General features: G+C 67.4%; 18 protein-coding genes. 13 read left to right on the forward strand and 5 right to left on the reverse strand.

Annotated features, from left to right (window positions below; genetic code table 11):
* The first annotated feature begins 17 nt into the window (after positions 1-17).
* The 8 genes from rsmG to HLA98_RS04470 all read left to right on the forward strand — a co-directional run bounded on the left by rsmG (position 18) and on the right by HLA98_RS04470 (position 7,690).
* Positions 18-656: a 16S rRNA (guanine(527)-N(7))-methyltransferase RsmG gene (gene rsmG / locus HLA98_RS04435; protein ID WP_049436024.1), complete on the forward strand. Its 639-nt coding sequence runs from the start codon at positions 18-20 to the stop codon at positions 654-656.
* 112 nt (positions 657-768) lie between these two features.
* Positions 769-1,566 carry a ParA family protein gene (locus HLA98_RS04440; RefSeq protein WP_032128472.1) on the forward strand — a complete coding sequence of 266 codons (798 nt, stop codon included), beginning with the start codon at positions 769-771 and terminating at the stop codon, positions 1,564-1,566.
* Positions 1,566-2,489, forward strand: a complete 924-nt coding sequence (locus HLA98_RS04445) for a ParB/RepB/Spo0J family partition protein (RefSeq protein WP_057500913.1) — start codon at positions 1,566-1,568, stop codon at positions 2,487-2,489. Before HLA98_RS04440 ends, HLA98_RS04445 begins: the two co-directional genes overlap by 1 nt.
* A 125-nt stretch (positions 2,490-2,614) precedes the next feature.
* A complete protein-coding gene (locus HLA98_RS04450) occupies positions 2,615-3,349 on the forward strand; it encodes a suppressor of fused domain protein (protein WP_057500912.1) in 735 nt (244 codons plus the stop codon).
* A gap of 51 nt (positions 3,350-3,400) precedes the next feature.
* A complete protein-coding gene (locus HLA98_RS04455; protein ID WP_057500911.1) occupies positions 3,401-4,366 on the forward strand; it encodes an NAD-dependent epimerase/dehydratase family protein in 966 nt (321 codons plus the stop codon).
* An 89-nt stretch (positions 4,367-4,455) separates the two neighbouring features.
* Positions 4,456-5,178 (forward strand): glycosyltransferase family 2 protein, encoded by a 723-nt coding sequence (locus tag HLA98_RS04460; RefSeq protein WP_005420380.1) that lies wholly within the window; start codon positions 4,456-4,458, stop codon positions 5,176-5,178.
* Positions 5,178-5,525 carry a lipid-A-disaccharide synthase N-terminal domain-containing protein gene (locus HLA98_RS04465; protein ID WP_057500910.1) on the forward strand — a complete coding sequence of 116 codons (348 nt, stop codon included), beginning with the start codon at positions 5,178-5,180 and terminating at the stop codon, positions 5,523-5,525. Before HLA98_RS04460 ends, HLA98_RS04465 begins: the two co-directional genes overlap by 1 nt.
* 392 nt (positions 5,526-5,917) lie before the next feature.
* Complete coding sequence (locus HLA98_RS04470; RefSeq protein WP_057500921.1) at positions 5,918-7,690, forward strand: DUF885 domain-containing protein; 1,773 nt, start codon at positions 5,918-5,920, stop codon at positions 7,688-7,690.
* Between the two features lie 133 nt (positions 7,691-7,823).
* Here the strand turns inward: HLA98_RS04470 and HLA98_RS04475 are convergent, their stop codons facing one another.
* From HLA98_RS04475 to HLA98_RS04495, 5 genes are all read right to left on the reverse strand, one after another.
* Positions 7,824-11,033, reverse strand: a complete 3,210-nt coding sequence (locus tag HLA98_RS04475; protein ID WP_057500909.1) for an efflux RND transporter permease subunit — start codon at positions 11,031-11,033, stop codon at positions 7,824-7,826.
* A 10-nt stretch (positions 11,034-11,043) separates the two neighbouring features.
* On the reverse strand, positions 11,044-12,249 hold the full coding sequence (locus tag HLA98_RS04480; RefSeq protein ID WP_057500908.1) for an efflux RND transporter periplasmic adaptor subunit: 1,206 nt from the start codon (positions 12,247-12,249) through the stop codon (positions 11,044-11,046).
* On the reverse strand, positions 12,246-13,499 hold the full coding sequence (locus HLA98_RS04485) for a TolC family protein (protein ID WP_057500907.1): 1,254 nt from the start codon (positions 13,497-13,499) through the stop codon (positions 12,246-12,248). The genes HLA98_RS04480 and HLA98_RS04485 overlap by 4 nt, the downstream gene beginning before the upstream one ends.
* Before the next feature lie 51 nt (positions 13,500-13,550).
* A complete protein-coding gene (locus HLA98_RS04490) occupies positions 13,551-13,892 on the reverse strand; it encodes a hypothetical protein (RefSeq protein WP_057500906.1) in 342 nt (113 codons plus the stop codon).
* Between the two features lie 216 nt (positions 13,893-14,108).
* Positions 14,109-14,498: a RidA family protein gene (locus HLA98_RS04495; protein WP_057500905.1), complete on the reverse strand. Its 390-nt coding sequence runs from the start codon at positions 14,496-14,498 to the stop codon at positions 14,109-14,111.
* 108 nt (positions 14,499-14,606) lie between these two features.
* On the opposite strand from HLA98_RS04495, the gene HLA98_RS04500 reads away from it, so the two are divergent.
* From HLA98_RS04500 to cls, 5 genes are all read left to right on the forward strand, one after another.
* Positions 14,607-15,500 (forward strand): LysR family transcriptional regulator, encoded by an 894-nt coding sequence (locus HLA98_RS04500; RefSeq protein ID WP_057500904.1) that lies wholly within the window; start codon positions 14,607-14,609, stop codon positions 15,498-15,500.
* Positions 15,501-15,555: 55 nt separating this feature from the next.
* Positions 15,556-16,065, forward strand: coding sequence for a DNA polymerase III subunit epsilon (dnaQ, locus tag HLA98_RS04505; protein WP_057500903.1), 510 nt, complete (start codon positions 15,556-15,558; stop codon positions 16,063-16,065).
* A 319-nt stretch (positions 16,066-16,384) separates the two neighbouring features.
* The gene (gene rpmB / locus HLA98_RS04510) at positions 16,385-16,621 is read left to right on the forward strand and encodes a 50S ribosomal protein L28 (protein ID WP_005411638.1); all 237 of its coding nucleotides are present in this window, start codon (positions 16,385-16,387) and stop codon (positions 16,619-16,621) included.
* Positions 16,622-16,631: 10 nt separating this feature from the next.
* Positions 16,632-16,799 carry a 50S ribosomal protein L33 gene (rpmG, locus tag HLA98_RS04515; protein WP_170272460.1) on the forward strand — a complete coding sequence of 56 codons (168 nt, stop codon included), beginning with the start codon at positions 16,632-16,634 and terminating at the stop codon, positions 16,797-16,799.
* 273 nt (positions 16,800-17,072) lie between these two features.
* Positions 17,073-18,491, forward strand: a complete 1,419-nt coding sequence (gene cls / locus HLA98_RS04520; protein WP_057500902.1) for a cardiolipin synthase — start codon at positions 17,073-17,075, stop codon at positions 18,489-18,491.
* Positions 18,492-18,599: the final 108 nt, after the last annotated feature.

Consider the following 18,599-nt stretch of genomic DNA (forward strand, 5'->3'; position numbering starts at 1 on the left):
CCGGCGATAATGCCGGCATGAGCGAACACCCACTTCCCGCCAGCGTGGCTGCCACGCTGGAACAGGGCCTGGCCAGCATGGGCCTGGACGCCGCGCTGGCGCCGCCGCTGCTGCGCTACCTGGCCCTGCTGCACCGCTGGAACGGCACCTACAACCTCACCGCCATCCGCGACCCGCAGGAGATGGTCACCCGTCACCTGCTCGACTCGCTGGCGATGCAGCCGTTCGTGGCCGATGGCAGCCTGGCCGACCTCGGCACCGGCCCCGGGCTGCCCGGCATCCCGCTGGCGATCGCCTGCCCGGGCCTGCAGGTCACCCTGGTCGAGAGCAACGGCAAGAAGGCGCGCTTCATGCGCGAGGCCGTGCGCCAGCTGGGTCTGGACAATGCCCGCGTGGCCGAATCGCGCGCCGAGGCGCTGGACGAGGCCGGCCGCTACGACCAGCTGACCGCGCGCGCGATGGACACCCTGGCCGGCATCGTCCGCGTTGGCGGCCACCTGCTGCGCCCCGGCGGCGTACTGCTGGCCATGAAGGGCGTCTACCCGCATGAGGAGATCGCGGACCTGCCGGCTGGCTGGCAGGTGCGTGAGGTGACCCCGTTGAGCGTGCCCGGCCTGGCCGGCGAACGCCACCTGGTCACTGTTACAGGTCCCTGATTCCCGCCGCCAGCCCCTTGTGGAACAACGGGTTGGCGATCCACGATTTCCGCAAGGGGCCGGTTGTACGCATAATGACCGGTCCCAGCACACGTCGACGAGGCACACCCGCATGGCCCGCATCATCGCCATCGCCAACCAGAAGGGTGGCGTCGGCAAGACCACGACCGCCGTCAACCTGGCCGCTTCCCTGGCCAACGCACCCAAGCGCGTGCTGTTGGTCGACCTGGATTCGCAGGGCAACGCGACCATGGGCAGTGGCGTGGACAAGCGTGAGCTGGTCTCCTCCACCTACGATCTGCTGCTGGGCGAGTCCAGCGCCGCCGACGTGCGCGTGCAGACCGCCGAAGGCTACGACCTGCTGCCCGGCAACATCGACCTGACCGCCGCCGAGATCCAGCTGATGGCGCAGAGCGAGCGCGAGCAACGGCTGAAGCGTGCGCTGGCACCGATACGCGATGAGTACGACTACATCCTGATCGACTGCCCGCCGGCGCTGTCGCTGCTGACGCTCAATGCGCTGGCCGCCGCCGATTCGGTGATCGTGCCGATGCAGTGCGAGTACTACGCGCTGGAAGGCCTGAGCGCGCTGGTGGAAACCATCGAAGCGCTACGCGCCAACCTCAACCCGGCGCTGGAGATCGAAGGCGTGCTGCGCACCATGTTCGACGTGCGCAACAACCTGGCCAACGCGGTCTCGGCCGAGCTCACCGAGCACTTCGGCGACCGCGTGTTCCGCACCATCGTGCCGCGCAACGTGCGCCTGGCCGAGGCGCCCAGCCATGGCCAGAGCATCGTCGGCTACGACCGCGCCTCGCGCGGCGGCGTGGCCTACCTGGGCCTGGCCGGCGAGATCATCCGCCGCAACAACGAACGCAACAAGGCCGCCAAGGCCGTGGAGACCGTCTGATGACCAGCAGCAAGCCGGCAGCCAAGAAGCGAGGCCTCGGCCGTGGCCTGGATGCGCTGCTGGGTCCCAAGGGGGCGGTCAGCCAGGTGCAGGCCACCACCGCGGTGATCGAGCCGCTGCCGGGTGAAGTACTGCGCAAGCTGGCCGTGGGTCAGCTGCAGCCGGGCAAGTACCAGCCGCGCCGCGAGATGGACGAGGGCAAGCTCTCCGAGCTGGCCGACTCGATCAAGTCGCAGGGCGTGATCCAGCCGATCCTGGTGCGCCAGCTGCCGGCGGGCAACTACGAAATCGTCGCCGGTGAACGCCGCTGGCGCGCATCGCAGCTGGCCGGCCTGGACGAAGTGCCGGTGGTGGTGCGCGAGCTGGAAGACCGCACCGTCATCGCGATGGCGCTGATCGAGAACATCCAGCGCGAAGACCTCAACCCGCTGGAAGAAGCCGAGGCGCTGCAGCGCCTGATCAGCGAGTTCACCCTGACCCATGCCGAGGCCGCCGAGGCCGTCGGCCGCTCGCGCGCGGCGGTGTCCAACCTGCTGCGCCTGCTGGAGCTGCCGGTGGCGATCCGCCTGCTGCTGGAAACCCGCCGCCTGGAAATGGGCCACGCCCGCGCGCTGCTGACCCTGGCTCCCGAGCTGGCCGGCAAGCTGGCCCAGGAAGCAGCCGATGAAGGCTGGTCGGTGCGCGAGGTCGAGCGCCGTGCGCAGGCCTTCGCGGCCGGCAAGGTGCCGAGCAACCGCCCGGCGGCCACGCCGAAGGTGCAGCAGGCCGACATCGCCTCGCTGGAGACCGAGCTGTCCGAAGCATTGGGGGCCAAGGTGGCGATCAGCCACGGCCGTGGCGGAAAGGGCAAGCTGATCATCCACTACACCGACCTGGATACCCTGGACGGCGTGCTGGAAAAGCTGCGCGCGCGCCAGGGCTGAGCCCGGCGCAGCGCCAGGGGCCGGCCCGTTCCTGCCGTGTCCCGCGAATGACAGGGAACGTACCGCCGCGCGCGCCGTGGGAATGCACTGCCTTCCGGTCCGTGGCCTCATCCAGGGAACAGGACATGAGCAACGAATACGAGGACGTCAGCCCGGACGGCACCCAGATACTGGTACATCGCCGCGAAAAGGACTTCGTGCTCGCCACCGGCAAAGAACAGCACATCGAGGCGATCAGCGCCCACCTCGAACGCCATCTGGGCCCGGTGTCCGGTGTCTTCCATGAAATCATCTCCGACCTGGTGCACATCGACGTGCATGTGGTGCCGGCCAATGAACACTGCCCGTACCTGCGCCTGGTCACCTCCGGCATGAGCGACCTGCCGATGACCGTGCCCGCCGAGGTGGATGCGGACGTGCCGCGCTACATGGAGCTGATGGTGACCCTGCCGGCCGACTGGCCGATGTCCCAGGATGCCTTCGAGGACGAACGCAATTACTGGCCGGTGCGCCTGCTGAAGGGCATGGCGCGGCTGCCGCACGAGTACGACACCTGGCTGGGCTTCGGCCACACCATTCCCAACGGCCATCCCAGCGAGCCCTACGCGCCGGGCGTGGGTTTCGACGGCGCCATCGTGCTGTCGCCGGTGACCGCCCCGGAGGACTTCGCCACGCTGGCGCTGGAGGACGGCAAGACCATCAGCTTCATGAGCCTGGTTCCGCTGTACCCGGAAGAGATGGACCTGAAGCTGAAAAAGGGCGCCGAGGTGCTGCTCGACCGCTTCGATGCGAAGAAGATCAAGGACGTGATCGAACCCGGCCGCGCCAATGTGGCGAAGAAGCGTTTCGGGCTGTTCTGAGCCCGCAGCGTATCCTCTGCACCTGTACTCATTGATTTCCAGGCAACTGCAATGACCATCCTGCTCACCGGCGCTGCCGGCTTCATCGGTGCCTACACCGCCCGCGCGCTGCTGGAGGCGGGCCAGCCGGTGGTCGGCCTGGACAACTTCAACGATTACTACGACCCGCAGATCAAGCGCGACCGCGTGGCCGCGCTGTGCCCGACACTGGACCTGCGCACCCTCGACCTGACCGACCGCGAGGGCCTGGCCGCGCTGTTCGACGAAGTGAAGCCGACGGCGGTGATCCACCTGGCCGCTCAGGCCGGCGTGCGCTATTCGCTGGAAAACCCGCACGCCTACGTCGACAGCAACCTGGTCGGCTTCGTCAACATGCTCGAACTGTGCCGTCACCGCGGCGTGCAGCACCTGGTGTATGCCTCCAGCAGCTCGGTCTACGGTGATTCGGCCACGCCGCCGTTCTCCGAGGACCAGCGCGTGGACCAGCCGCGTTCGCTGTATGCAGCGACCAAGGCCGCCAACGAGCTGATGGCCTACACCTACGCACAGCTGTACGGACTGCATGCCACCGGCCTGCGTTTCTTCACCGTGTACGGTCCCTGGGGCCGGCCGGACATGGCACCGCTGCTGTTCTCGCGCGCGGTGCTGGCCGGGCGGCCGATCGACGTATTCAACGAAGGCCGCATGCAGCGCGACTTCACACATGTTTCCGACATCGTGTCGGGTATCCTCGGCGCCCTCGCGCATCCGGCCGACGGTCCGGTGCCGCACCGGGTGTTCAACCTCGGCAACCATACGCCGGTCGAGCTGGAGCGCTTCATCAGCGTGATCGAGCAGGCTGCCGGCCGCCCCGCGCAGAAGGTCTACAAGCCCATGCAGCCCGGTGACATGGTGCGCACGATGGCCGATACCCGGCGCGCCCATGACGCATTCGGCTTCGACGCGGTGACCCCGATCGAAGAAGGGCTGCCGCCTGTCGTGCAGTGGTGCCGCGAGTACTTTGGCGACCGCGCCTGAGGACGGATCCTCACGCCACCAGGTTCATCTTCGGATAACCTCGGTTTCGGAGAATGCGCGGTCTTTGTCCCCCCTTGGCCGAGTGCCTTATGAGCCAACCCGAGCTTTCCGTTGTCGTCCCGGTGTTCAACGAGCGCGACAACGTCGCCCCGCTGGTTGCCGAAATCACCGCTGCGCTGCGTGGCCGGCTGCCGTTCGAGATCGTCTACATCGATGATCACTCGCGCGATGACACCCTGGCGGTGCTGCAGGGCCTGAAGGCGACCACACCGGAACTGCGGGTGCTGCACCACGTGAACCAGAGCGGGCAGAGCACCGCCGTGCGCACCGGTGTCAAGCATGCGCGGGCGCCGTGGATCGCCACTCTGGATGGCGATGGCCAGAACGATCCGGCCGATATCCCCAAGCTGCTCGCCGCGCGCGACGCTGCCGAGGCGCAGGTGAAGCTGTTCGCCGGCTGGCGCGTCAACCGCCAGGACAGCGGCAGCAAGCGCTGGGCCAGCAAGTGGGCCAACGCCATCCGTGCACGCATGCTGCGCGACGATACGCCCGATACCGGCTGCGGCATCAAGCTGTTCGAACGCAGCGCGTTCCTCGACCTGCCGTATTTCGACCACATGCACCGCTACCTGCCGGCGCTGATGCAGCGCGCCGGCTGGAAGACCACCAGCGTGCCGGTCAACCACCGCCACCGTACCGCCGGCGTCTCCAAGTACAACAACCTGGGCCGTGCGCTGGTCGGCATCCGTGACCTGCGCGGCGTGGCCTGGCTGATCACCCGCAGCAAGCGCACCGCGGTGGAAGAGCGGTGATGGGCCTGGAACTGCACTGGCTCGACCAGCCGCTGACCTGGCTGTACTGGACCGGCCTGCACGTGACCGGCTGGAAGTTGATCGGCTATACCGGCGCGCTGATGTTCGGCGGCCGCTGGTTGGTCCAGTTCGTCGCCTCCAAGCGTGCGGGCAAGCCGGTGATCCCGCGCCTGTTCTGGTACATGAGCGTGGTCGGCAGTCTGATGACGCTGAGCTACTTCCTGTTCTCGGCCAAGCAGGACTCGGTGGGCGTGCTGCAGAACCTGTTCCCGGCATTCACCGCGCTGTACAGCCTGCAGCTGGACATCAAGCACCGGGGCTGGAAGCGGGACAAGGCCAGCCACTGAGGCCTGCGGGGTGCCTGCCATGGGTAGAGTCGACTGTCAGTCGACTTTCGCGCGGAGCGGGCTTTGCTACATGTGGCGGAAGAGCAGCCGACTGACAGTCGGCTCTACCACGCGCCTTCGGCGCTGCGGCCCCGGCCTGCGGCCGGTTCCCGGTCCTGCCTGCTGTGGGTAGAGTCGACTGTCAGTCGACTTTCGCGCGGAGCGCGGGCTTTGCTACATATGGCGGAAGGGCAGCCGACTGACAGTCGGCTCTACCACGCGCCTTCGGCGCTGCGGTCCCGGCCTGCGGCCGGTTCCCGGTCCTGCCTGCTGCGCAGGCAGGACCTTCGTCCCATGCCACCGACGGTGAGCGGTGCCATGATCGGGGTCTGCCTTCCCGGGAACCTGTGCTCGTGAAAACCCGTCTTGCCGTTGCCCTGTTGATCGCCCTGTCCGCCCCCGCTGTGGCGCTGGCTGCACCGCCCGCCACCGCCGCGCCGGCCAGCGTGGCCACCGAATTGCCCGCCGACGCCGCCTTCCGTGCGGTGTACGAGAAGGAATGGAAGTGGCGCCAGGATGGCGGCGGCGAGGCCAGCGAGGACGAGGACGCCCCGGCCAATGCCACCCGCATGCCCGACGTCGGCCCGGCCGCGCAGCAGGCGCGCTTGAAGGTGTGGGACGAGACTCTCGCCGCGCTGAAGAAGATCGACCCGAAGACCCTGTTGCCCGACAACCAGGTCAACTACGCGATCTACCGCGACCAGGTGTTCAACCTCGCCGAAGAGGTGCGCCTGCGCGGCTACGAGATGCCGTTCAACGCCGACTCCTCGTTCTGGTCCAACCTGTCCTTCATGGCCCGGCGCGAGATGAAGACCGTGCAGGACTACCAGAACTACATCGCACGGCTGAACGATGTGCCGCGCTATTTCGGGCAGCAGACAGAGAACATGCGCGCCGGCCTGAAGCGTGGCTTCAGCGTGCCGCGCGCGGTGCTCGATGGCCGCGAGGTGTCCATCGCCACCGTCGCCGAGTTGAAGGACCCGACCGAGTCGCCGCTGTACGCGCCGTTCAAGAAGCTTCCCAACAGCATCCCGGCGGCCGAGCAGGCCAGGCTGCAGGCGCAGGCGCGTGAAGCGATCAACGGCAAGGTGGTGCCGGCGTTCCAGCAGCTGCGGACCTTCTTCGTCAACGAATACGTGCCGCAGGCGCGTACCACCCTGGCCGCCGAAGCGATGCCGGACGGCAAGGCGTACTACAAGCAGCAGATCCACGAATACACCACGCTGGACCTGTCGCCGGACGAGATCCATCGCATCGGCCTGGATGAAGTCGCACGCATCCAGAAGGAAATGAACGACATCATCAAGCAGGTGAAGTTCAAGGGCAGCTTCGCCGAGTTCCTGACCTTCCTGCGTACCGATCCGCAGTTCTACGCCAAGACACCGGAAGAGCTGCTGTCGCGTGCCGCGTGGATCTCCAAGCGCGCCGATGGCCAGCTGGGCAAGTACATGACCCTGCCGCGCGCCCGCTTCACCATCGTGCCGGTGCCGCCGGACATCGCACCGTTCTGGACTGCCGGCCGCGGTGGCATGGGCACCTACTGGCTTAACACCTACAACCTGCCGTCGCGCCCGCTGTACAACCTGCCGGCACTCACGCTGCATGAGTCGGATCCGGGCCACGCGCTGCAGGGCGCCATCGCCGCCGAGCAGAAGAACCTGCCCGAGTTCCGCCGCAACGCCTACATCTCCGCCTATGGCGAAGGCTGGGCGCTGTACTGCGAGAAGCTGGGCGTGGAGATGGGCATCTACGAGACCCCGTACGAGGATTTCGGCCGCCTGACCTACGAGATGTGGCGCGCCGCGCGCCTGGTGATCGACACCGGCGTGCACAGCAAGGACTGGACCCGCGAGCAGGCGCTGGCCTACCTGCGTGACCACACTGCGCTGAGCGAGCATGAAGTGACCACCGAAGTGGACCGCTACATATCCTGGCCGGGCCAGGCGCTGAGCTACAAGCTGGGCGAGATCGCCATCGTGCGCCTGCGTGCGCAGGCCGAGAAGGAGCTGGGCGACAAGTTCGACATCAAGGGTTTCCACGACACCCTGCTCAAGCAGGGCTCGGTGCCGCTGCCGGTGCTGGAACAGCAGATCCAGGCCTACATCGCCGAACGCAAGAAGGCCTGACCGTGCAAGGGTAGTGCCGGCCGCTGGCCGGCAACCCGCATGCACCGCAATTGTTCGACATTGCCGGCCAGCGGCCGGCACTACCAGGGATCGGAAAACGGGGTCGGATCGCAGGATCCGACCCCGTCATGTTTCACCCCACCGCCCGTGGCTTGGCCACCCGCGCTGCGAAGGTCGGCAGCACCAGCAGGGTCAGCACGGTGGCGGTGATCAGGCCACCGATCACCACCGTCGCCAGCGGCTTCTGCACCTCCGCACCCGAACCGCTGGCAATCGCCATCGGAATGAAACCGACGATCGCCACCAGCGCGGTGGTCAGCACTGCGCGGATGCGGCTGGAGGCACCGTTGATCGCCGCCTGCAGCGGCAGGTCACCGGCGTCCAGGCGCTCGCGGATCGCCTGCATCAGCACCAGGCCGTTCAACGTGGCCACGCCGGATACCGCGATGAAACCCACCGCTGCCGACACCGAGAACGGCATGCCACGCAGCAGCAGTGCGAGGATGCCGCCGACCAGCGCCAACGGTACGCAGCTGAACACCAGAATGGCTTCCTTGCCACTGCGCAGGGCCATGAACAGCAGGCTGCCGATCAGCAGGAACACCACCGGTACCACCGTCGCCAGCCGCTTCTCCGCGCGCTGCAGGTTCTCGAACTGACCGCCCCAGGTCAGGTAGGCACCCGGCGGCAGCGCCACGTCGGCCACCGCGGCCTGCGCCTCGCCGACGAAGCCGCCCAGATCGCGACCGCGCACGTTGGCCTGCACCACCACGCGGCGACTGCCGTTGTTGCGGCTGATCTGGTTCGGCCCTTCGCTCACCGTAATGCGCGCCACCGACGACAACGGAATCACCAACCCCGATGGCGTGGCGATCGGCAGCGAGGCCAGCTGGTCCGGATCGTTGCGTGACGCATCGTCCAGGCGCACCACCACGTTGAAGCGGCGGTCGCCTTCGAAGATCTTGCCGGCCGCGGTACCGCCGATGCCTGTGGACAACGCGTCACTCACGTCTGCAGCGGTCAGTCCGTACTGCGCCGCCGCCACATGATCGATGGCCACGTTGAGCGTGGGCAGGCCGGAGATCTGTTCCACCCGCACGTCGGCCGCGCCATCCACCGCACGCAGTTTCAACGCCACCTGGTCGGCCACCTTCTGCAGCTGGCTGAAGTCATCGCCAAAGATCATCACCGCCAGGTCGGTACGCACGCCGGAAATCAGCTCGTTGAAGCGCAGTTCGATCGGCTGGCTGAACTCGAAGCTGTTGCCCAGCTGCTGCCCGGCCAGCGTTTCAAAGCGCGCCACCAATGCCTCCTTGTCCAGCTTCGGATCGGGCCAGTCCTTGCGCGGCTTCAGTACGATCACGCTGTCGGAGATATTGGTCGGCATCGGGTCGATGGCCGCCTCGGCGGTACCGGTACGTGAGAACATGGTCTCCACTTCCGGCTGCTTGGCGATCGCCTTTTCCAGTGCCAGCTGCATCGCCAGTGACTGCTCCAGCGAGGTCGACGGCACGCGCAGGGCCTGCATCGCCACGTTGCCTTCGTCCAGCGTCGGCATGAACTCGCGGCCCAGCAGCGAGAACGCGCCGATGCCCACCACCACCATCATCACCGCACCGGCCAGTACCGTGCGCGGATGTGCCACGGCCTTGCGCACCGCTGGTTCGATGCGCGCACGCAGCACGCGGATCAGCCTGGTTTCGTGCTCGCCGTCGTCCGCATGCGCGTCGCCATCCTTCACCTTGGGCTCGCGCACCAGCAGCGCGGCCATCGCCGGCACGAAGGTGAAGGAGAAGATGAAGGCACCGACCAGGGCCAGCATGAAGGTCGCCGCCATCGGGTGGAACGTCTTGCCCTCCACACCTTCCAGCGTGAGGATCGGCGCGAACACCAGCAGGATGATCAGCTGTCCGAACGCCGCTGGACGCGCCATCTTCATTGCCGAATCGGCGGCCACGCGCAGCCGCTCCATCGCGGTCAATGCACGACCCAGCTCGGCGCGGCGCTGGCCCAGCATCAGCAGCGTCGACTCGACCACGATCACCGCACCGTCCACCAGGATGCCGAAGTCCAGCGCACCCAGGCTCATCAGGTTGCCGCTGATGCCGAAGCGGTTCATGCCGATCACTGCGAACAGGAACGACAGCGGAATCACCAGCGCGGTGATCGTCGCTGCACGCAGGTTGCCCAGCAGCAGGAACAGCACCACCACCACCAGCAGCGCGCCCTCGGTGAGGTTCCTGGCCACGGTCTTGATGGTGGAATTGACCAGCACGCTGCGGTCCAGCACCGGCGCGGCCACGATGTCGGCCGGCAGCGATTTGTTCACCTGTTCCAGGCGCGCCGCAGCTGCCTGCGCCACGGTGCGGCTGTTGCCACCGGCAATCATCAGCGCGGTGCCCAGCACGGCTTCATGGCCGTTGCGGCTGGCCGCACCCAGGCGCGGCGCGCGGCTCAGGTCGACGTCGGCCACATCGGCCACGCGCACCACCACGCCATTGCGGGTGGCCACCGGAGCCTGTGCCAGGTCATCGGTGGTCAGCGCCAGGCCGTCAGCACGTACCACCAGGCCTTCGCCGGCACGCTGCACGAAGCCGGCACCGGCCTGCACGTTGGAGCGCTGCAATGCGGTGACCAGATCGGCCAGGCCGAGGCCATGCGCGGCCAGCCGCGCGCTGTCCGGATGCACGCCGTATTCCTTGACGTAGCCGCCGACCGTATCGACGCCGGCCAGCCCCGGGCTGGAGCGCATCTGCGGCGCGATGATCCAGTCCTGCACGGTGCGCAGGTAGGTCGCACGTTCTTCGGGCGTACGCAGCAGGTTGCCTTCCGGCGTGCGGTAGACCTCGCCGGCCTGCCAGCCCGCTTCACCGGGCTTGGCCAGCTTGGCCGGATCGAACGCGGTGAAGTCCACCGTCCACATCAGCACTTCGCCGAGACCGGTGGTGACCGGCGACAGCATCGGCGATGCGCCATCGGGCAGGTCTTCGGTGGCTTCGCGCATGCGCTCGGCCACCTGTTGGCGGGCGAAGTAGATGTCGGTCGCATCGGTGAAGATGGCGGTGACCTGCGAGAAGCCATTACGCGACAGCGAACGCGTGGTAGTGAGGCCAGGAATGCCGGCCAGCGCGGTTTCCAGCGGATAGGTCACCTGCCGCTCGATCTGCTCCGGGGTCAGCGCCGGTGCCACCGTGTTGATCTGCACCTGGCGGTTGGTGATGTCCGGCACCGCGTCGATCGGCAGCTTGCCCAGCTGGAACAGGCCCACGGCGGCGATCAGCGCGGCCATGAACACCACCAGCCAGCGGTGGCGCACCGCTGTTTCAATGATCAGCTTGAACATGGTCGCCTCCTCAGTGGCCGTGCTCGGCTTCGCCCTTGGCCAGTTCGGCCTTGAGCAGGAAGGCATTGGCACCGACGATGCGCTCGCTGCCGGTCAAGCCACCAAGGATCTCGATGCGGTCACCGGCGCGGCGCCCGGCCAGGACCGGCTGCGCCTTGAAGCCGCCTTCAACGGCGACGAACACCGCGCTGCTGCCATCGACGTTCTGCACCGCATCGGCCGGCACGCTGAGCGAGCCATCCTGGCCCTCGGTAACGACCACGGCCGATACCGGCGAGCCGGCCGGTGGCAGCGACGCATCCACCGGCGTGGCACGGATCACCGCGACGCCGCCCTGCTGGCGGACATCGGCGGCCGAACCGGTGACGGTGGCGGTGAAGCTGCCACCCGGCACGCTCACCTCCAGCTTCATGCCGGGCGTGACCTGTGCGGCCAGCGCCGGTGGTGCGGTGAACACCAGCTCGTTCATCGACGGGTCGGCGACGTCGGCGACTGCACTGCCGGCGGCGACTACGCCACCCGGGGTGACCTGCACGTTGCCGACGATGCCGGCCACCGGACTGGTGATGCGCACACGGCCGCTGCTGTCCGGCGACCCGTTGGCGGCGGCCTGGGCCTGCGCGGCGGCGGCCTGGGCCTGTGCCGCCAGCGAACGTGCGCGCGAGGCTTCCATTTCCTGGCGGGCGACCACGCCCTGGTCGACCAGGGCCTTGTCGCGGCCATAGGCCAGGCGCGCGGCTTCGGCTTCGGCCGATGCGGCCAGTGCATTGGCGCGGAACACCGCCGCCTCGCCACTGACCACGATGGCCAGCGCCTGGTTCTGTTTCACCGCCGTGCCCGGCGCGACCAGCACGCGCTCGACGCGGCCGGTCACCGTGGAGGCCACCGAAGCGCGGGCGCCCACGGTGGGCTCGACCCTGCCGGACAGCCGGGTTGAACCACCGCCACCGCGACCGATCGCGACCACTTCGATACCGGATGCCTTGATCTGTTCCGTGGTCAGTGCAACCACGCCTTCGTCCGCGCCAGCAGGGGCCTTGGCGGCTTCCGCCTTGGCTTCCTTGCTGTCGGTCGTGTGGCCATGGCCATCGTCGGTGCCCGCCTTGGCCGCGGCGGGGTCTTCATTGGCAGGTGTCTGCGCGTTGCCAGCGCAGCCGGCCAGCAGGACGGTCAGCAGCACGCCGCCGATCAGCGGGAAAGTACGGGAGAGAGTCATGGGGCCTCCACAAAAGGTGCGCGCCCTTCAAGGCGGGCAAGATCGATTTCCGCGGCGACGCGCGACAGGCGCGCATCCACGGCGGTGCCGCGGGCGGCGATGAGGGCGCTGCGCGTGCTGCGCAGTTCCAGCTGCGAGATGCGTCCGGCGTCAAAGCCGACGCGGGCCAGGCGGTACGCCTCTTCGGCGGCGACCACGCTTTCATCGGCGGCGCGGGTACGGCTGCTGGCGGCTTTCAGTCCGGCAACGGCGGACAGGCGTGCGGCCTCGCTGTCGCGGCGTTGCTGGTCCAGGCGTGCTTCGGCCGCGCGCTGGTCGGCATTGGCGGCGCGGATGCCACCGCGGTTGCGGTCGAACAGCGGGATGCTGAGGCTGACTCCGAGGTTGTAGGCACGCTCGCCGCCTTCGCGGAAGCGGGTCTGCGCGGCGGTGACGCTGAGGTCGGGCAGGGCGCGCTTGCGCTCCACGTCGACCAGCTTGCCCGCCGCATCGGCTTCGGCTTCGGCGATGCGCACCGCCAGCGCCACGTCGGTGGCGCCGCGCGGCAGCGGCGGCATGCGGTCGAGCAGGCTGTCGTCGATCGACTGCACCGGCGCATCCAGCAGCGCGGCACCGGCCAGGCGGGCCAGCGCGGCATCGCGGAAGGCCTGCGCCTCATCCAGTGAAGCACTGGCGTTGGCCACTTCGCTCTGCGCCTGCACCGCGCGCAGTTGCGGCTCGCGGCCCTGCTTGACCATCGCGTTGACGGCGTTGGCGTCATCGCGGGTGAGGGTCAGCGCTTCTTCGGCCAGGGTGTAGCGGCGCAGTGCACTTTCCGCCTGTGCGTAGACCACCGCGAGCTGGCTGGCCACATCGCTGCGACTCTGCGCGCCACGCAGGTTGGCCGCCTGTGCCTCGGCGCGGGCCGCACGGACACGCGCGCCACGCTGGCCCCAGACCTCCAGCGGCTGGGACAGGGTGAGCACGGTATCGGCCTTGCCCATGCCGCCATAGGAGCCGGTGCCCCAGGCGTTTTCGGCGGAGTAGGAAAGGGAAGGGTTGGGCAACGCACGCGCCTGGTCGGCGCGCGCGTCGGCGGCCTCGGCCAGTGCCGTACCCACGCGGGTACCGGGCAGCTGGTCCAGGCGTTCAAGCAGGGTGTCGTAGGAGGGGGCGGCTTGCGCCATCACCGATGCCGCCGGGGCCAGGCCCAGCAACACGGCGACGACCAGCCCGGCCGCGCGCGGCGACCGAGGTGTCAGGATCGACATAGGGGGATTCCGGTTGTGAGTGAAACGGGAGCCCGCGATTGCGGGACGCGCTCAACTCACGCCCGGGGGGGGACGCGTCAATTCATCCTGGGCGACCGCATAGGTCGCCACGTCGCCGGCATTCATCCAGCGCGCCGGCAGCGGCGTACCGAAGGCGGCGAAATCGTTCGCTGGCAGGCTCAGCGTGGAGTGATGGCAGTGGTTATGCGTGCAGGCACCGGTGTGCTTGCTGTCGCTGTCACCGCCTGCATCGTCCGCAAGGGACTCGACATGGGTGCTGCTGGCATGCGGTTCCACCGCACACACCAGTGCGTCGGCCACCGGAACGACCACGAATGCCGCCATCAGCAGCATCATCAGGTACGTACGCAGTTGGCGGGTGATCCGGCGCATGGAAGGGAGGCTAGCAAGCGGTTTTCGCCGGATACAATATCAATGGTCACCTCGGGAATTCGTCGGAACCTCCCGTTCAGGTGGGCGGCGCCGCCTGCTTTGGTAGGTGTCGACCTCCTGCCTGGTGCGGACCTCCTGCCTTGGTAGGTGTCGACCTTGGTCGACACGCTTTTCGACCCCCGACACATTGCCGGCCAGCGGCCGGCACTACCCGTGTCACGGCAGCTTCGCGATCACCTTGATCTCGAACTGGAACCCATACAGCCAGGTCACGCCGATACCGGTCAGGGTCGGGTGCGGCGCCTCGCCCCAGTACTCGGGCACGATCGCCCAGGCCTTCTCGAAGTTCGTTTCCGGATCGACCAGGAACACCGTCACGTCGACCACGTCATCGAAGGTGCAGCCGGCAGCGGCCAGCACCGCATTGAGATTCTCGAAGGCACGGCGCACCTGCGCTTCGAAGTCCGGCTCGGGTGAACCGTCCTCGCGGCTGCCGACCTGGCCGGAGACGAACAGGAAGCCGTTGGAACGGATCGCCGGCGAGTAGCGGTTGCGCTCGTACAGGGCCTGGCGACCGGCGGGAAAAACGACATCACGCTGAGACATGGGGAAGATCCCGTGGGAGAGAACGCCATCCTCCGCGCCAGTGCTGTCTGGATAAACCGCGATGATCGGCCTAGATTGATTGTCAATTCCAAACAATCATGGCCCACCATGGACCGTTTCGAGGCGATGCGGGCCTTTGCCCGCGTGGTGGAAACCGGCAGCTTCACCCGGGCCGCGCAGACCCTTCAGATCAGCCGCACTACGGCCACCCAGCTGGTGCAGCAACTTGAGGCGCACCTGCGGCTGCGCCTGCTCAACCGCACCACGCGCCGGGTCAGCGTCACCGCCGATGGCGCGGCCTACTACCCGCGCATCGCCCGCCTGCTGGCCGAGCTGGAAGAGGTGGAAGGCGGGCTGGGCGACGCCGCTACCCAGCCGCGCGGGCGGCTGCGCGTGGATGTGCCCGGACCCTACGCGCGGTTGCAGCTGGTACCGGCGCTGCCGGATTTCCAGGCGCGTTACCCGGAGATCCAGCTGGACATCGGCGTCAGCGACCGCGAGGTCGATGTCATCGCCGACAACGTCGATTGCGTGATCCGTGGTGGCACCCCGGCCGACCCGGCACTGGTGGCGCGGCCGCTGGCGGCGCTGCCGATCGGTTTCCACGCAAGCCCCGGCTATGCGCAGCGCTTCGGCCTGCCGACAGACCCACGCGCGCTGGAAGGGCCCGATCACCACATGGTCGGCTTCCTCAGTCCTCGTAGTGGCCGGGCGCGGGTGTTCAGCGCCCAGCGCGGCGATGAGCGCGTTGAGGTGCAGGGCCGCTATACGGTCGGTTTCGACGACGGTAACGCCTATCTGGCGGCTGCGCTTGCGGGGCTGGGCGTGGTGGCGCTGCCCAGCTATATGTCCGGGCCGCATGTGGCGCGTGGCGAGCTGCTGCCGGTGCTGCAGGACTGGCAGCTGCCGCCAATGCCGATGCACGTGATGTTTCCGCCGAACCGGCACATGAGCCAGCGGTTGCGGGTGTTCATTGATTGGGTGGTGGAAGCGCTGGGGTGAATGCATCGGTCGCGTGCGAAAATCGGCGTGCACGTACTGGAGAACGCACACCCTGATGAGCCGCATCGTCGCACTGGATACCGAAACCACCGGCATCTCCCACCGCCTGGGGCACCGGGTCATCGAAATCGGTGCCGTCGAACTGATCGATGGCCAGCTCACCGGCCGCCAGTTCCACACCTACCTGCAGCCGCAGCGCAGGGTCGATTGGGGCGCGCAGCGCGTGCATGGCATCAGCGATGCGATGCTGTTGGGCAAGCCGCTGTTCTCCAGCAAGGCCGCCGAACTGCTGGACTTCCTGCGCGGCAGCGAGATGGTCGCGCACAACGCCACCTTCGACGTGGGCTTCCTGGACAACGAGCTGCGCCTGGCTGGCATCCCCGGCACGCTGGCCCAGCATTGCCGCATCACCTGCAGCCTGAAGCTGGCGCGGGGACGCTGGCCCGGCCAGGGCAACAAGCTGGACGATGTGCTGCAGCGCCTGCGCATCCCGGGCAACCGTGGTCTGCATGGCGCGTTGAAGGATGCGCACCTGCTGGCTCAGGTGATTCCCTACCTGCGCTGAGCTGGCCTGGTAGCTGTAGAGCCGAGCCCATGCTCGGCTCGGTCTTACGGGCCGAAGCAGCCGAGCATGGGCTCGGCTCTACAGGAAGGCGGCCGTCGCATTCAGCCTCAGCCTGTGGGTAACTTGCGCAAGTGCTTGAACCCGTGCATAATGCGCGGCTCGCTGTGTCCGGTTTTCTATCGGGCGGCGCCCCCGGGAGCACGTCCCCGGCCGCCCAACGCCAGCGTAACCCTTTGATTCTCTTGACGTGTGGTGGGCAACCATCGAGGCCGCCGTCTCCCGGGCTACGGGCTGACACAACTTACTATCGAGGTGCGCAATGTCCCGCGTATGCCAGGTTTCCGGCAAGCGAGTGCAGACGGGTAACAACGTCTCGCACGCCAACAACAAGACCCGTCGTCGTTTCCTGCCGAATCTGCACGAGCGCCGCTTCTGGGTTGCCAGCGAAAACCGCTGGGTGAAGCTTCGTGTTTCCGCGCATGCACTGCGCACCATCGACAAGAACGGTATCGATTCCGTTCTGGCTGAGCTGCGTGCGCGCGGCGAAAAGGTCTGAGGAGTAGACGATCATGGCAGGCAAGCGCGATAAGGTCCGTATGATTTCGACCGCTGGTACCGGTCACTTCTACACGACCGACAAGAACAAGAAGAACACCCCGGGGAAGATGGAATTCTCCAAGTACGATCCGGTCGTGCGCAAGCACGTCCCGTACAAGGAAGGCAAGATCAAGTAATCCGCAAGGATTGCTGGTCGCTTCCGAAGAAACCCGCCCTTGTGGCGGGTTTTTTCATGCCCGACGGTGGGGCCTGTGGGTGCCTGTGGGTGCCGACCGTTGGTCGGCACACTCCCTCCACACCCGGTAGGTGCCAACCTTGGTTGGCACACTTGTCCCGCCCCCGGTAGGTGTCGACCTTGGTCGACACGCTGGTTCAACGCAGTCGAGCGCGGCTCGACTCTACACACCCTGCTGGGCAGAATGGCCCATCACCTCCCGACGGACGACGCGATGCTGTTCGAGTGGTTGCTGGGTTCGTACCTGCTGCTGATCGACTGGCTCATCCGGCTGGTCGCGCTGTGCTGGATTCCTACCCGCACCACGCCGGGTGCGGCGCGCAGCTGGCTGCTGCTGGTCGGCTTCGTGCCGCTGCTGGGCCTGCCGCTGTACCTGCTGTTCGGCCACCCATGGCTGTCGCGCGAGCGCATCCGCCGCCAGGCCGAGGCCTCCCAGGTCATCCGCGAGGAACAGGCGCTGCAGCATCGCCTGCGCTGGACCCCGCAGCCGGACACCGCCAGCGCTGAGATCGTGCCGCTGGTGCAGCGCCAGGGCGATTTCATGCCGGTGCACGGCAACGCGGTCGACCTGCTGACCGACTACGACGAATCGCTGCACACGCTGATTGCCGACATCGATCAGGCCGAAGACCGTGTGCACCTGCTGTACTACCTGATGTTCGATGACGCGGTCGGCGAGGCCATTGTCGAAGCACTGCAGCGTGCCGCCGCACGTGGCGTGCAGTGCCGCGTGCTGCTTGACGCGGTGGGCGCCAAACGGGGACTGCGCGCGTACAGCAAGCGACTACGATCACGTGACGTTGAAGTACGCGCGATGCTGCCCGGCGGCCTGCGTTGGCGCCGCAGCGGCCGCATGGACCTGCGCAACCACCGCAAGATTGCGGTGATCGATAATGAAGTGGCCTATGTCGGTTCACAGAACCTGGCGGGTCCGCAGTTCGTGCCCGGCCACCCGAACCGCGAACTGGTGGCGCGCGTGCGCGGCCCGGCGGTGGCGCATCTGGAGGCGGTGTTCGCCAGCGACTGGTACATGGAAACCGGCCAGCGGCTGGACGTCATCGCCGATGTGCCCGAGTGCAGCGACGACATCGCCACCCAGCTGCTGCCCAGCGGCCCGGCCTACCCGTACAGCAACGCGCGTGATGCGGTTGCGGCGTTGATTCATCTGGCGCGACGCCGGCTGGTGATGGTCACCCCGTACTTCGTGCCGGACGAAGCCACACTGAGTGCGCTGCGTATCGCCGCATTGTCCGGCGTGCAGGTGCAGCTGATCCTGTCGGCCAGCAACAACCAGCGGCTGACCTCATGGGCGCAGGAGGCGTACTACGACGAGCTGCTGCGCTGTGGCGTGCGCATCGCCCTGTACGAACCGCAGTTCCTGCACGCCAAGCACATGAGCGTGGACGAGGACATCGCCGTGCTCGGCTCGATCAACATGGACATCCGCTCGTTCGCGCTGAATGCCGAGATCGGCCTGATCTGCTACGACCGCGCGCTGGTGCAACAGCTGTGTGCGATCGAGGATGGCTACCTGCGTGAAGCGCGGCAGCTGGATCTGCAGCAATGGCGCAGCCGCCCCACGTGGCGGCGCAGCCGCGAGGGCATCGCACGGCTGGCCGATGCGTTGATGTGAGTGGCGCGCACAACCGGCGGGATGGGTGCAACCGGAGGGGTAGAGTCGACTGTTAGTCGACTATCGCGCGCAGCGCGGGATTTTCTGCAAGAGCAGTCGACTAACAGT

The organism is Stenotrophomonas africana (assembly GCF_013004645.1).
Classification (GTDB): domain Bacteria; phylum Pseudomonadota; class Gammaproteobacteria; order Xanthomonadales; family Xanthomonadaceae; genus Stenotrophomonas; species Stenotrophomonas africana.

Bases quoted from the DNA above. Each gene is read 5' to 3' on its own strand.
- HLA98_RS04475 (WP_057500909.1), bottom strand. From the start codon at position 11,033: ATGTTCAAGCTGATCATTGAAACAGCGGTGCGCCACCGCTGGCTGGTG.
- HLA98_RS04490 (WP_057500906.1), bottom strand. From the start codon at position 13,892: ATGCGCCGGATCACCCGCCAACTGCGTACGTACCTGATGATGCTGCTG.
- HLA98_RS04445 (WP_057500913.1), top strand. From the start codon at position 1,566: ATGACCAGCAGCAAGCCGGCAGCCAAGAAGCGAGGCCTCGGCCGTGGC.
- HLA98_RS04485 (WP_057500907.1), bottom strand. From the start codon at position 13,499: ATGTCGATCCTGACACCTCGGTCGCCGCGCGCGGCCGGGCTGGTCGTC.
- HLA98_RS04500 (WP_057500904.1), top strand. From the start codon at position 14,607: ATGGACCGTTTCGAGGCGATGCGGGCCTTTGCCCGCGTGGTGGAAACC.
- dnaQ (WP_057500903.1), top strand. From the start codon at position 15,556: ATGAGCCGCATCGTCGCACTGGATACCGAAACCACCGGCATCTCCCAC.
- HLA98_RS04440 (WP_032128472.1), top strand. From the start codon at position 769: ATGGCCCGCATCATCGCCATCGCCAACCAGAAGGGTGGCGTCGGCAAG.
- HLA98_RS04455 (WP_057500911.1), top strand. From the start codon at position 3,401: ATGACCATCCTGCTCACCGGCGCTGCCGGCTTCATCGGTGCCTACACC.
- rpmB (WP_005411638.1), top strand. From the start codon at position 16,385: ATGTCCCGCGTATGCCAGGTTTCCGGCAAGCGAGTGCAGACGGGTAAC.
- HLA98_RS04480 (WP_057500908.1), bottom strand. From the start codon at position 12,249: ATGACTCTCTCCCGTACTTTCCCGCTGATCGGCGGCGTGCTGCTGACC.
- HLA98_RS04495 (WP_057500905.1), bottom strand. From the start codon at position 14,498: ATGTCTCAGCGTGATGTCGTTTTTCCCGCCGGTCGCCAGGCCCTGTAC.
- cls (WP_057500902.1), top strand. From the start codon at position 17,073: ATGCTGTTCGAGTGGTTGCTGGGTTCGTACCTGCTGCTGATCGACTGG.
- HLA98_RS04450 (WP_057500912.1), top strand. From the start codon at position 2,615: ATGAGCAACGAATACGAGGACGTCAGCCCGGACGGCACCCAGATACTG.
- HLA98_RS04465 (WP_057500910.1), top strand. From the start codon at position 5,178: ATGGGCCTGGAACTGCACTGGCTCGACCAGCCGCTGACCTGGCTGTAC.
- rsmG (WP_049436024.1), top strand. From the start codon at position 18: ATGAGCGAACACCCACTTCCCGCCAGCGTGGCTGCCACGCTGGAACAG.
- HLA98_RS04460 (WP_005420380.1), top strand. From the start codon at position 4,456: ATGAGCCAACCCGAGCTTTCCGTTGTCGTCCCGGTGTTCAACGAGCGC.